The organism is Mycobacterium sp. OTB74, assembly GCF_029892685.1.
Taxonomy (GTDB): Bacteria; Actinomycetota; Actinomycetes; order Mycobacteriales; family Mycobacteriaceae; genus Mycobacterium.
Map to the genome: position 1 here is coordinate 100,459 of NZ_JARXVD010000007.1, position 13,039 is coordinate 113,497.

16 protein-coding genes are annotated in these 13,039 nt (G+C 64.0%); 1 reads left to right on the plus strand and 15 read right to left on the minus strand.

From position 1 onward, the window contains the following. Window positions 1–3: 3 nt before the first annotated feature. The 15 genes from M2432_RS11985 to rpsJ form a co-directional block, all read right to left on the minus strand. Window positions 4–1,689, minus strand: a complete 1,686-nt coding sequence (locus M2432_RS11985) for an ABC transporter (protein ID WP_280827029.1) — start codon at window positions 1,687–1,689, stop codon at window positions 4–6. After that, complete coding sequence (locus M2432_RS11990; RefSeq protein WP_280827030.1) at window positions 1,686–3,164, minus strand: glycosyltransferase; 1,479 nt, start codon at window positions 3,162–3,164, stop codon at window positions 1,686–1,688. The genes M2432_RS11985 and M2432_RS11990 overlap by 4 nt, the downstream gene beginning before the upstream one ends. Next, window positions 3,161–4,693, minus strand: a complete 1,533-nt coding sequence (locus M2432_RS11995; protein ID WP_280827031.1) for a hypothetical protein — start codon at window positions 4,691–4,693, stop codon at window positions 3,161–3,163. Before M2432_RS11995 ends, M2432_RS11990 begins: the two co-directional genes overlap by 4 nt. Continuing rightward, complete coding sequence (locus M2432_RS12000; protein ID WP_280827032.1) at window positions 4,690–6,615, minus strand: hypothetical protein; 1,926 nt, start codon at window positions 6,613–6,615, stop codon at window positions 4,690–4,692. Before M2432_RS12000 ends, M2432_RS11995 begins: the two co-directional genes overlap by 4 nt. Window positions 6,616–6,783: 168 nt before the next feature. Continuing rightward, complete coding sequence (gene rpsQ, locus M2432_RS12005) at window positions 6,784–7,080, minus strand: 30S ribosomal protein S17 (RefSeq protein WP_280827033.1); 297 nt, start codon at window positions 7,078–7,080, stop codon at window positions 6,784–6,786. 2 nt (window positions 7,081–7,082) lie between these two features. Continuing rightward, window positions 7,083–7,313 carry a 50S ribosomal protein L29 gene (gene rpmC, locus M2432_RS12010; RefSeq protein WP_280827034.1) on the minus strand — a complete coding sequence of 77 codons (231 nt, stop codon included), beginning with the start codon at window positions 7,311–7,313 and terminating at the stop codon, window positions 7,083–7,085. Then, window positions 7,313–7,729, minus strand: a complete 417-nt coding sequence (gene rplP, locus M2432_RS12015) for a 50S ribosomal protein L16 (protein WP_020101406.1) — start codon at window positions 7,727–7,729, stop codon at window positions 7,313–7,315. The genes rpmC and rplP overlap by 1 nt, the downstream gene beginning before the upstream one ends. 2 nt (window positions 7,730–7,731) lie before the next feature. Next, a complete protein-coding gene (rpsC, locus tag M2432_RS12020; protein ID WP_280827035.1) occupies window positions 7,732–8,553 on the minus strand; it encodes a 30S ribosomal protein S3 in 822 nt (273 codons plus the stop codon). Next, on the minus strand, window positions 8,553–9,029 hold the full coding sequence (gene rplV, locus M2432_RS12025) for a 50S ribosomal protein L22 (protein ID WP_280827036.1): 477 nt from the start codon (window positions 9,027–9,029) through the stop codon (window positions 8,553–8,555). The genes rpsC and rplV overlap by 1 nt, the downstream gene beginning before the upstream one ends. Beyond that, complete coding sequence (gene rpsS / locus M2432_RS12030; protein WP_020101403.1) at window positions 9,029–9,310, minus strand: 30S ribosomal protein S19; 282 nt, start codon at window positions 9,308–9,310, stop codon at window positions 9,029–9,031. The genes rplV and rpsS overlap by 1 nt, the downstream gene beginning before the upstream one ends. 18 nt (window positions 9,311–9,328) lie before the next feature. Beyond that, window positions 9,329–10,165, minus strand: a complete 837-nt coding sequence (rplB, locus tag M2432_RS12035; RefSeq protein ID WP_280827037.1) for a 50S ribosomal protein L2 — start codon at window positions 10,163–10,165, stop codon at window positions 9,329–9,331. A 29-nt stretch (window positions 10,166–10,194) separates the two neighbouring features. After that, window positions 10,195–10,497 (minus strand): 50S ribosomal protein L23, encoded by a 303-nt coding sequence (gene rplW / locus M2432_RS12040; protein ID WP_280827038.1) that lies wholly within the window; start codon window positions 10,495–10,497, stop codon window positions 10,195–10,197. Further along, window positions 10,497–11,144 (minus strand): 50S ribosomal protein L4, encoded by a 648-nt coding sequence (gene rplD / locus M2432_RS12045; protein WP_280827039.1) that lies wholly within the window; start codon window positions 11,142–11,144, stop codon window positions 10,497–10,499. Before rplD ends, rplW begins: the two co-directional genes overlap by 1 nt. Further along, window positions 11,144–11,797, minus strand: a complete 654-nt coding sequence (gene rplC, locus M2432_RS12050; RefSeq protein WP_280827040.1) for a 50S ribosomal protein L3 — start codon at window positions 11,795–11,797, stop codon at window positions 11,144–11,146. The genes rplD and rplC overlap by 1 nt, the downstream gene beginning before the upstream one ends. A gap of 13 nt (window positions 11,798–11,810) precedes the next feature. Beyond that, window positions 11,811–12,116, minus strand: coding sequence for a 30S ribosomal protein S10 (gene rpsJ, locus M2432_RS12055; protein WP_003883485.1), 306 nt, complete (start codon window positions 12,114–12,116; stop codon window positions 11,811–11,813). A 409-nt stretch (window positions 12,117–12,525) separates the two neighbouring features. On the opposite strand from rpsJ, the gene M2432_RS12060 reads away from it, so the two are divergent. Beyond that, on the plus strand, window positions 12,526–12,999 hold the full coding sequence (locus M2432_RS12060; RefSeq protein ID WP_280827041.1) for a hotdog fold domain-containing protein: 474 nt from the start codon (window positions 12,526–12,528) through the stop codon (window positions 12,997–12,999). Window positions 13,000–13,039: the final 40 nt, after the last annotated feature.

Here is a 13,039-nt window from a genome sequence, read left to right on the forward strand (position 1 = left end):
CGACTAGCGCCGACCACCGACAGGTTCGTTGACCCGGTACAGTCGCCAGTCCGGTTGGCCATCACCGTCATTGGGAATCTCTAGGGCCAGTGTCGCCACATCGGCCCCCGTGTCATACAACGTCGGGTAGCGCACGTTGAGCGCATCTGCCGTGCCGCGTCCGACCCGCGGCACGGCAAGTAAGTACTTGATGCCGTAGGCCGACGGATCGTTGAGGAGCTGAGTAAAATCTGGGTCCGACGGGATCACGAACATCCTTGGCCGCTTTGACGCCGCCAATATGCCGAACCCGTACACGGTATCGGTGATGACCGAGCTGTCCGGAAGGTTGAGTTTCTCCAGAAACGAAGCGATCTCACGCTCAGTGGCGAATGTCCGCACGATACGCCGTTCCCGCGCGCTGCGCTCACTGACATCGTCAGGTCGGGGAAAGACGACAGCCCGCAACGCGAACTCCTGCGGCGCATACTCCGGTTGCCCCATGCCCCACATCGCAACCGGCAGGGTGACCGCGAAAGCCACTGCGACAGCGGCGTATTGAGCCCACCCCCTGGTGGGGATCACAGGAGCGATCGGTGGTGCGTACCTGCCGCGGCGTTTCGGAGAAACCAGTACACCATCCGGGACAGCCAGCAGAGCCAGACATGCGGCGAGCGGTATCACCGTGATGTAGAAACGCAGGAACCCAAAGGTGGAGCCCGTCGCATAGTTGTAGGCCTGAAATGCCAGCACCACACCGAACAGCGCCAACGGCACCACCAGCATCTGCCAGTTCGGACGGCCCCACCGCCGCACGATCGCCCACAGCGCTATCGGAACCAGCGTCGGCGCCAGCACCAGCATGCACATCATGGAAAAATGCACGCCGCCAAGGAAAGTTGGTGCGGTCTGCCCGGACTGCGCCAGGATCGCGGTATTCCCGTACTGCGAGGTGAACTGTGCGAACGCTTCGCCGGTGATCAGCCACCCTGCCACGGCCCATCCGATGAAAGCCAGCACGCCCGGGCCACTGACGGTCAGCGTGTCGAGCACCGCGCGCCGCAGTCGTGGCGCCGGCCGGGCACGCAGATAGGTCGTGACACCCACCAGCAGACCGGACACACCCACGGACGCCAGGGCGTCATAGCGGGTCAGATATGCCAGCCCCATCGCAATACCGCCTGCGGTGACCAGGTGGTGCACATCGTCGTCGGCCGTCCACATGACGAGCCGGCGCACCGCCCATGTCATGAAGAAGACGAACGGCGCTTCACTCATGCCGTTGGACCCGTAGAAGATGATCATCGGGTTGAGTGCGAACAATGTTGTGATGGTCAGTGAGTAGGCGCGCGGCAGCCCGCGGTCGTTGCCCATGGTGAACAGCTGAACGGCAGCGCCCGCCATGAACAAACCGGACATCAATGTGCCCGCAAATGCCCGCTCGGACAGCACCGAGAAATAGGGACTGAGCAGAATCTCCGGTATCTGCAACATCGCAGTGACCGGCGTGAAGATAAAACCGATCGCGGCCAGGTGGGGGTCCCGACTGAACAGCACCGATTGCGTTGCGGCTATCCGAGACAGGGTGTCACCCATCAAGAAACCGTGACGCACCTGCAACCAATAACCGACGCCGATGTACAACGCCGCGCCCGTACCGAAGATGACCCACTTGATGGCGCGGTCCGACAGCCGACCAGGAGCCGTCATATCACACCGACCGACGCCTCAGCGGATTCCTGCTCCGAAGGTTCGGTGAGGCCGTGAAAGGTCTTTTCCCAGTATGACGGTTGCCGGATCAGCTGATAACAGCCCTTGGCCGCGGCGATGCTCATCATCACCCAGAACAGTGGCACGCTCAGACCGGCCAGCAAGAGGTCGGAACGATCATCCTCGCGGAGCGCGATCATGTTCATGTACATCACGGTCGCGTTGCCGATGATCATCGCGATCAACGCCGGAAAGTAGATATACCAAGGGAATACCGCACCCACCACCGCGGGCTGCCCGAGAAACCACAGCACGGTGATGAGCCAGAACAACAGGTTGAGCACCGAGATGACCGGGGTCCCGGCGAGGACAAGGTTGAACCGCAGAAAACTGCGAAAACCGATGGTGCGGTACAACTTCAGCGGTTGCCGGATATGGACAAGCCAGGTCTGCAGGTATCCCTTGTACCAACGGGAACGCTGCCGGATCCAGTTGATCACGTCACTGTTGGCCTCTTCGAGGGTGTACGAATCGATGACCGCGGTGTGATATCCGTTGGCGGCGATCCGCAGGCCCAGATCAGCATCTTCGGTGACGTTAAAGGGATCCCACGCGCCGATGCGTCTCAGGACATCGCGGCGCAGATGATTCGACGTGCCGCCCAACGGAATCGGTGACGTGCTGACCATCATGCCCGGCAGCAGGAATCCGAACCACAGCGCGTACTCGGCGGTGAACCAGGCGGTCAAGAGGTTCTGATGTCCGTTGTGATAGACGAGTTTGGCTTGCACACATGCGACATCGTCCGGCAGCTGCCGAAATCCGGCCACCACCCGGCGCAGCTGCAACGGCTCCGGAAGGTCCTCCGCATCGAAGATTGTGACGATCTCACCGGTCGCGAAGTGCAGGCCGTAATTGCACGCCTTGGGTTTGGTACGCGGGTTCGCCGGCGGCACAAGCACAATGGTGACCTTGTCCGACACGCCGCAGGCGTTCGCCGCGTCGATGGTCACCTGGTCGTCGGCTTCCAGCAGCAGCAGCACCTGCAACCGGTCCGCCGGATACTCCAGCGCGTCCATCGCAGCGATGAGGTTGCCTACCACTTCTGGCTCGTTGTAGGCCGGTACCAGGATCGTGTACAGCGGCAGGTCCTCGTCGGGAACGGCGCGGGCCGCCTCGTCGGAGATGCCGATGGGACGGGTTGCCAAGCCTTGGCGGAAGATCAACACGCGGTCACCCAACGTCAGCAGGTAGCCGAAGGTACACAAACCGATCAGCGTCGCAGCGGTCGCTATCGGTCGCCACACCCCGCAGACGATGACAATCGCCAACAGGCCCCACAGCACCGGCTTCTGCCAGCCCAGGATCGGGGTAGACGCGGAGTTAATGGGATCGTCATCGCGCAGACCGTTGATCGCGCGATGCAAGGCGAATCGGCGGTCATCCGCGCTGTCCAGATCAAGGGTGTCTGTCATGAGTGCGCCGCCGCACCGTGCTCGAACTGCGCGGCCACCAGCTGGCGGCCGAACTCGGTCAACAACTCAGCGTCCTTGAATGTCGGGCGGTTTTGCTCCGTGACTGCGTTACCGCGGAACAGCACGGTGAACAGGTCTCGCAACGTCGACACCAGGCCCGACCGCGGGTCCGGGAAGGGAGCGTCGTTCTCGTGATTGTCCACCGCGAAAACACCCACGATCTGGTCCTGCTCATCGTCCCCCCAGGCGAATCGCAACACATCCCAGGTGACCAGCAGCCGGTCATCGATCACCGACAGGATGCGCCCATGCACACCGTGCCCCAGATCTACGGGCTGAGACCGGCTCAACCGGGCGCCGGTGGTGTCGTAGAGCACCCGGCCCGTATAGGCATCGAAAGAGTAGGGCAGTGAACTGACGATGCTGTCCACCATCAGGGTCCGCGGCCTGGCGAACTTGTCGAACCGTGCGTCTCCCGACAGTGCGGTCATCCGCTGACGCACCAGGACGGCATCTTCGCCGTAGTACCGGCGGACGTCATCGACGTTGGTCTCCACCTTGGTCACAGCCCAGCCCGACGGTACGACCAACGCCAATCCCGGGACCAGATCGTAAGGCGCACTGCGACTGATGACGAGTGCGGACTGCTGCTTGGGCAGCGGGATGAAGGCCAGCACCACCGCTACGGCGACCACAAGCGGCACGGCGGCCCAGACCTGTTTGGCGGCAAGCGGTTCCACTTTCCGGTCGAGGACACGCAGCGGCTTTCCCCGACGCAGCCGGAAGAACGCGACGCCACCCACCAGGACGATCGGCGCCAGCGAGGGCACCAGCTGATAGGCCAACAGGGGCGCCCCCGGCACCAAATAATGCATGAGCAACAGCACCATCAGACCCAAGGCGAACGCGGCAACCGCCCCTACGAACGCCCGACGATGAGTACCGCCCACTGCAACGGCAGTCGCCGGTGCGGCGATGAACAGCGAGGCCACGGCGGCGGCCAAGGTGCCACCGCCCAGCACGATCACCATCACCTGGTACGGCAACGAGAACACCATTGACGTCAACAGCCAGACCCAGCCGAACCGCGCCACCGGTCGCACTCCGAACAACACGATGGCGGAACTCAACACGAAAATCCACATCGCGAACAGGTCCAGTCGCAGCAGATGGAAGTACTCCGCGTAACGACGCAGCAGCACCCCCTGGAACATCAGTGCCAGAACCAGGCCCATGGTCCCGACAATGATGTCGGTCTGCCTATCGTGGATCGGCAGTTCGGTGCGCCGACGAATAGCGACACCCACCGCCGCCAGCAGGGCTGCAAACGGAATCACCCACACATAACCAACCAGGCCACCCTCCCGGGTGGTCACAACCAAGTTGGACAGGCTCGCCCGGAACGCCACTACGGTCAGCACTGCGATGAGTATCCATCGCAGAATCAGCCGGATCGTGGGATTTAGACCGTAATACCACGAGACCAGGGCTTCCCACGAGTTGCGCCTGGTGTCGGTGGCAATGCTCATTGACTTCCCCGGGAACGCCTGCCGCGCAACGCAATCAGGCCACCGGCGAGCACAGCCAGGACCAGGCCACCGATCGTCCAGTACAGCGCGGACCGGTCAGCGGGCTGCGGAGCCTCGGGCGCGGCCACATCGGTCGTGACCATGACAGGTGCACGGCCCGGAAACGCGAGCACGGCGCTCGAAGTGAGACCGGACCAGTGCGCAATATCGGCATCGAGCCAACCAATCAGACGATCCAACTCCTGCGGTGCATTGTTCGACGTGGCGATCAAGACCGTCCGCCCACCGACATACGTCGTCTGCAGGGACCCGAACGGCTGCGCGGGGTCCAGCGTGACCGTGCCGGACTGGCCGACACCGTTGGCAGTCTGCACCGTGATGGTGCCCTTGTCGCCCGCCGTAACGGGCAGGGCGATGCTGCCGTTGTTCCAGCCGTTGGCACTGATCAAGAGCGCGGGATTCGGCGACGCCACCGCATCCTGCAGAGAAGTCACCGCGGTGTCGAACGGACGCGAGCTCAGCCGCTGCAGCCCGGACAGGATCAGCACCGCCCGCCTCAGGTTGTCGAAGCCGTCCTCCAGGCCCACCTCCATCCGCGGCATGAGCGCCTGTGGCAACGCCTGGAATCCACCTGGCACAGGCGGTTTGGCCAGGCTGGTCTGCACGGCGGACTCGCCGTCGATGGTGAGGGTGATCGGCTGGAATTCACCGCAGCGGCCGGTATTACCGGCGGCGTTCACAGATACGTCCAGACTTGTGTAGCGCTGCAGCAGACGGTCCGGCACGTCGACCCAGGTATCGATGCGCCCGGTGGCGTCAGTCGTCCAGCGCGACAAGGTCTCACCACCGACCTTGACCAGAACCTGACCGGAAATACTCGCCGGCAACGGTGTGTACGAGCCCTGCAGATGTACCCGCAAGCCACGCACCGAACGACCCAATCTGGACTGATCCAACGGAATGGTCACTTGTGGATTGACCAGTGCGGTGGCATTGACCCCCGGCTGCCCGAGTTTGCGAATGGTGGTCAGGTCAGGCGGAAGCTGCGGTGTGCTGGACAACGGACCCGCAACGGCTTTAGAACTCACCGCCAACTTCGAGATGTCGCTGGACACCAACCGAGCCTGATTGGTGAGCTCTCCGCCCTCACCCGAAACCAGAAGTGCCGGAACAGTATTCGGCCCCTGCAGCGAAAGGCCTGGGCCGGGACGCTCGCGCACGATGATCTGGCGTTCCAGCGGCTGCGGGGGCGCCACGCTGTCCCCGGCGAGCGGGACAACATCGATGGCCGGCCGTTGTTGGCCGTACCGCGCGATCGTCGCCGTGGCCAGGCGGATCGCGGCATCCGATTCTGATCTCGAGGGTTTGCCCGGGACGAAAACCGTCAGCTTGCTCAGCACCGGGGGAAGGAAGTCGGCGATCGTCGCCGGCGGCAGTTCCTGACCGGTGAAGCGCACCGATGTGGCGACCAACCGCAGGGGGTTGGTCGGGTCGAAGGCGCAGTAGCCCTCGGGCGGAACCAGGTAGCTGCGCAGCAGCACTGTCAGTGAATTGTCGACAATTCGCGCTCCCACCAAGGGAATCACGATCGGAGCTTGGTCGGTCAACGGCAGCGGAGTACGGGATACCGCGCGGTCATCCTGAACGACCTCGAGTATCCCGCCGTGCATATTGACCGGCATTTGGATGGTCGCGGTCAGCTCGGCTGGTACCAAGCCCGGGGGCACGGGAAAGGTCAGCGTCTGGCTGCCCGCGATGCCGTACAAAGCGATGGGCGCACCGGCGCCCAACGTCATCAAACTCAGCGTGGGTGCGCTGACCAGCGACGGATCATTGTCTGGAGCCGCTATGGCATTGCCGGGCAATGCGATTGTGACGGCCAACGCCGTCGCGGCCAATACCGACATTATGCGCGGCGTCACGATTTGCCAGCCTAAGCGGCGTGCTTGGACCGCGCCCGCGTTCCTCCGAAATCGTTATCGGCACACGATTAACCAGCGATGTTCACTCCGACAGGTTGAGTAATCGCGTGGTAAATGCAGAAACACCCGGAACAAGATGTTCCGGGTGTTTCGACGATGCGCGAAGGCTTACTTGGCCTTCTCCAACACCTCAATCAGACGCCACCGCTTGGTGGCTGAGGTCGGACGGGTCTCCATCAGCGAGACGCGGTCGCCGATACCGGCCGACTCGTTCTCGTCGTGTGCCTTGACCTTCTTGGTGGTCCGGATGATCTTCCCGTACAGCGGGTGCATCTTGCGATCTTCCAGCTCGACCACGATGGTCTTCTGCATCTTGTCCGACACCACGTAACCGATGACGGTCTTGCGGCTGCCACGCGGCTTCTCGGTGCGCGGGGTGTGCTTGGGTCCCTTAGTTTCTGCCATGATCAATCCTTACCAACCGGCCCGGACGCCAGGCCCAACTCACGTTCACGCAGGATGGTGTACACCCGCGCGATCTCCTGACGCACGGTACGCAGCCGGCGATTGTTTGCCAGCTGACCGGTGGCCATCTGGAAGCGAAGGTTGAACAGCTCTTCCTTCGACTCGCGCAGACGGGTGGTCAGCTCTTCCTCGGTCAGCTCACGCAGCTCGCCGGGCGAAGTTCCAACTGCCATCAGAACTGCTCCTCTCGGGTCACGATGCGTGCCTTGATCGGCAGCTTGTGGATGGCACGGGTGAGCGCCTCGCGGGCGATCTTCTCGTCGGGGTAGCTGAGCTCGAAGAGCACGCGGCCCGGCTTGACGTTGGCAACCCACCACTCCGGCGAACCCTTACCCGAACCCATGCGGGTTTCGGCAGGCTTCTTGGTCAGCGGGCGGTCCGGGAAGATGTTGATCCACACCTTGCCGCCACGCTTGATGTGCCGGTTGATGGCGATACGAGCGGACTCGATCTGCCGGTTGGTGATGTAGGCATGGCCCAGTGCCTGGATGCCGTAGTCACCGAAGCTGACCGAGGTGCCGCCACTGGCGATACCGCGCTGCTCTGGGTGGTGCTGCTTGCGGTGCTTGACCTTGCGGGGAATCAGCATGCTTAGCTCTCCGTTGCTTCCGTGGCAGCTTCGGCGGCGGGAGCGGTCTCAACAGCGGCATCCACGGCACGACCGGCCTCGGTGCTCGTCGCCGTGGTGCCCGACGAGCCGCTGCGGCGCGGGCGGGTACCCGACGGACGATCCCGACGCGGACGGTCGGAACCGGCCGGTGCGGCGGCGGTGAGCTCACGCTTACCACCGACGATGTCGCCCTTGTAGATCCACACCTTCACGCCGATACGGCCGAATGTGGTCTTGGCCTCGTACAGGCCGTAGTCGATGTCGGCGCGCAGCGTGTGCAGCGGCACTCGACCTTCGCGGTAGAACTCCGAGCGGCTCATCTCAGCACCGCCGAGGCGGCCCGAGCACTGCACCCGGATGCCCTTGACGTTGGGCTGACGCATAGCGGACTGGATCGCCTTGCGCATGGCGCGACGGAACGCGACACGGTTGCTCAGCTGCTCGGCCACACCCTGGGCCACCAACTGCGCGACCGCCTCGGGGTTCTTGACCTCGAGGATGTTCAGCTGGACCTGCTTGCCGGTCAGCTTCTCCAGGTCGGCGCGAATGCGGTCGGCCTCGGTGCCGCGGCGACCGATCACGATGCCCGGACGAGCCGTGTGGATGTCCACGCGGACCCGGTCGCGGGTGCGTTCGATCTGCACATCGGCAATGCCGGCGCGCTCGAGGCCGGTGGCCAGCAGGCGACGGATGGCGACGTCTTCCTTGACGTAGTCCGCGTACTGCTTGTCGGCGTACCAACGGGACTTCCATTCGGTGGTGATACCGAGGCGGAAGCCGTGCGGGTTAATCTTCTGGCCCACTACTCCGAGCCTCCCTTCGTCTCGGCCTTGGCCGTCTTCTGGGCGGCGGCCTTGCTGCCCTGGGCACGGCGGGCACGAGCCGCACCTGCCGAGGCAGATGCCTTGGCGCCCTTGTCCTTAGCCGGCCGGCTTTCCACGATCACGGTGATGTGGCTGGTGCGCTTGCGGATTCGGTACGCACGCCCCTGGGCGCGCGGCCGGATGCGCTTGGCGGTCGGGCCTTCGTCGGCGAAGACCGTGGCGACCACCAGGGTCGTCGGGTCCAGGCCCTCGTTGTTCTGCGCGTTGGCGGCAGCGCTGGCGATCACCTTGGCTACCGGCTCGCTGGCAGCCTGCGGTGCCCACCGCAGGATGTCGAGCGCCTCTTCGACGCTCTTGCCACGGACCAGGTCGATGACCCGGCGGGCCTTGCTGGCCGACACACGCACGAAGCGCGCTTTGGCGCTCGCGGACGGGTATTCAGTAACGGTTGTCATTAGCGGCGCTTGCTCTTCCGGTCGTCCTTGATGTGACCCTTGAAGGTCCGCGTCGGGGCGAACTCGCCGAGCTTGTGCCCGACCATCGCCTCACTGACGAACACCGGCACGTGCTTGCGACCGTCGTGGACGGCGAAGGTGTGACCGATGAAGTCGGGGATGATGGTGGACCGACGGGACCAGGTCTTGATGACCTGCTTGGTGTTCTTCTCGTTCTGCGCGTCGACCTTCTTCAACAGATGGTCGTCGACGAACGGACCCTTTTTGAGGCTACGAGGCATCGTCTATTCCTTTCCGGCCTAGCGCTTCTTGCCGGTGCGCCGGCGGCGGACGATGAGCTTGTCGCTCGGCTTGTTGGGCTTGCGGGTACGACCCTCGGGCTTGCCCCACGGGCTGACCGGGTGGCGACCACCGGAGGTCTTACCCTCACCACCACCGTGCGGGTGGTCGACCGGGTTCATGACGACACCACGGACGGTCGGGCGCTTGCCCTTCCACCGCATACGGCCAGCTTTACCCCAGTTGATGTTGGCCTGCTCGGCGTTGCCGACCTCGCCGACGGTGGCGCGGCAGCGCACGTCGACGCGACGGATTTCGCCGGAGGGCATACGCAGCGTGGCGTAGGCGCCTTCCTTACCGAGCAGCTGGATGCTGACACCGGCCGAGCGGGCCAGCTTGGCACCGCCGCCCGGACGCAGCTCAACCGCGTGGATGACGGTACCGGCCGGGATGTTGCGCATCGGCAGGTTGTTGCCCGGCTTGATGTCGGCGTTGGCGCCCGACTCGATCACGTCGCCCTGCTTGAGGTCCTTGGGGGCGAGGATGTAGCGCTTCTCGCCGTCCACGAAGTGCAGCAGTGCGATGTTCGCGGTGCGGTTGGGGTCGTACTCAATGTGCGCGACCTTGGCGTTGACGCCGTCCTTGTCATGGCGACGGAAGTCGATGACGCGGTAGGCACGCTTGTGGCCGCCACCCTTGTGGCGGGTGGTGATGCGGCCGTGGGCATTACGGCCACCAGTGCCGTGCAGCGGACGGACCAGCGACTTCTCCGGAGTCGAACGAGTGATCTCGGCGAAATCGGAGACGCTCGAACCGCGACGACCCGGGGTCGTCGGCTTGTACTTGCGAATTCCCATATCAGTTAAATCCTCTTAGTTCCCGGCGATTACGCCGGGGCTCCGAACAGTTCGATCGGCTTGCTGCCGGCGGCCAAAGTCACGATCGCGCGCTTGGTGCTCTTGCGCTGGCCGTAACCGGTGCGGGTGCGCTTGCGCTTGCCCTTGCGGTTGGCGGTGTTCACCGAGTCGACCTTCACGTCGAAGATCTTTTCGATGGCGATCTTGATCTGGGTCTTGTTCGAGTCCGGACGCACGACGAACGTGTACGTGTTGTCCTCGATCAGCCCATAGGACTTCTCCGAGATGACCGGGGCCAGGATGATGTCGCGAGGATCAGTCACGGTAGCCATCAGGCCGACACCTCCTCTTTCGTGTTGGCGGTGATGTAGGCGTTGAGGGCCTCCACCGAGAACACCAGGTCATCGGCGTTCAGGACGTCGTAGGTGTTCAGCTGATCCGGCGAGATCACGTGCACACCCGGCAGGTTGCGCACGCTCTTTGCGCCGACCTCGTCTGCGCGGCCGATCACCACGAGCACCTTCTTGTTGTCGGTCAGCGACGACAGGAACGACTTGGCGCTCTTGGTCGACGGGTTCTGACCGGCCACCAGCTCGGTGATCGCGTGGATGCGCTCGTTGCGGGCCCGGTCCGACAGCGCGCTGCGCAGGGCAGCAGCGATCATCTTCTTCGGGGTCCGCTGGCTGTAGTCACGCGGCTGCGGGCCGTGCACGACGCCACCACCGGTGAACTGCGGGGCGCGGGTCGAACCCTGACGGGCGCGGCCGGTGCCCTTCTGGCGGTACGGCTTCTTGCCACCACCGGACACCATGGCCCGGGTCTTGGTGGCGTGCGTGCCCTGGCGAGCGGCGGCCAGCTGGGCCGTCACCACCTGGTGCATCAGCGCGATATTGGGCTCGACGTCGAACAGCGCGGCGGGCAGCTCGACAGAGCCGTCCTTCTTGCCGTCCGGGGTCTTGACGTCAATCTTGAAAGTCATTACTTCTCACCTCGTTTGATCGCGGTGCGAACGACGACCAGTCCACCGTTGCGGCCGGGGATGGCGCCCTTGATGAGCAGCACACCGTTCTCGGCGTCAACCTTGTGAACCTTCAGGTTCTGGCTGGTGACGCGATCGCTACCCATACGGCCGGACATGCGCGTGCCCTTGAAAACACGGCCCGGGGTGGCGCAGCCACCGATCGAACCGGGGCGACGGTGCACAGCCTGAGCGCCGTGCGCAGCGCCCTGACCACTGAAGCCGTGACGCTTCATGGTGCCGGCGAAGCCCTTGCCCTTGCTGGTGCCGGTCACGTCGACGTATCCACCGTCGGCGAAGATCTCGGCGGTCAGCTCCTGGCCGACCTCGTACTCGGCGGCCGCGGCCTCGTCATCGAGACGCAGCTCGGCCAGGTGCCGGCGCGGGTTGACGCCCGCAGCGGTGAACTGACCGGTGACCGGCTTGTTCACCTTGCGGGGGCTGATCTCGCCATAGGCGAGCTGGACGGCGCTGTAGCCGTCGCGCTCGGGGGTACGGATGCGGGTCACCACATTGGGGCCGGCCTTGACGACCGTCACCGGGACGACTTTGTTGTTCTCATCGAACACCTGCGTCATGCCCAGCTTGGTGCCCAAAATGCCTTTGCGTGCCATTTTTCTGGGTCTCCTACTGGATGTTGACGTCGACGCTCGCCGGCAGATCGATGCGCATCAAGGCGTCAACGGTCTTCGGCGTGGGGTCGAGGATGTCGATAAGGCGCTTGTGGGTACGCATTTCGAAATGCTCCCGCGAGTCCTTGTACTTATGGGGGGACCGGATAACGCAGTACACGTTCTTCTCGGTCGGCAGCGGCACCGGGCCGACCACGCTTGCCCCCGTACGGGTGACCGTCTCAACGATCTTGCGCGCCGAGGCGTCAATGGCCTCGTGGTCGTAGGCCTTGAGCCTGATGCGGATCTTCTGTCCCGCCACGCTTCTCCTACCTCACTACTCACGGACCCAATGTCTTGGGCCTGGTCTTCGTGCGTACGCCCCGGGACACCCGATGGCGCACGCTGGCTATGCCGCCGCTCTTTACGTTTCTGTGGTTCACCGGTACCCGCGCTCGGGTGTGTCGCCTCTGCGCACAGTCGTCCGCGACGAAAATTCCGTCTCGAGCGATGTTGGCACCGGATACGCCCGTGGTGGGCGTCGGTCGTATGCCTGCAGCGAGCGAACCCGGCGCAAGGCAACCCGAATAGTATGCCCCAGATTCGGGCCTGGTCCAAATCCGGTCTCAACCCCGTCCGACCCAACAAACCGGCCGGTTTTTACGAGTGAAGGCAGCCCCCTCGTCGATTTCGGCGTGGGCACCTAACTTACCGCCAAGTAAGATAGCGTTATGACCGCTTCGAGCACCACCTACCGCGCCTGGAAGCAGCTGTCTGGCCGCCCCGGCGGCAGCCTGGTGTTCTCGGCCGCCGCCATGGTGCGCGTCCCCTATTTCGCGTCGGTCCTGCCACGCGTGGTGACCATGGAACCCGGCTATGCCGAGGTGGCCGTGCCCAAATGGTTCTTCGTCTACAACCACCTGCATACCGTGCACGCCATCGCATCGTGCAACGCCGCGGAAATGGCCATGGGCATGGCGATGGAGGCCACCGTCCCGACCAGCCACCGGTGGATTCCGAAGGCCATGAACGTCCAGTACCTGGCGAAGGCCACGACTTCATTGCGAGCCCACGCCCGGTTGGAGGTGCCGGACCTCTCGGAACTGACGTCGGGTACCGACGTGATCGTGTCGGTCTCGGTGGTCGACACCTATGGCGCCGAGGTCGTACACGCGGACATCACCACCTGGGTCACGCCAGTCTGAAGATGCGTTAGCCGTCCGTCGCACGCACATATCTGGCCCC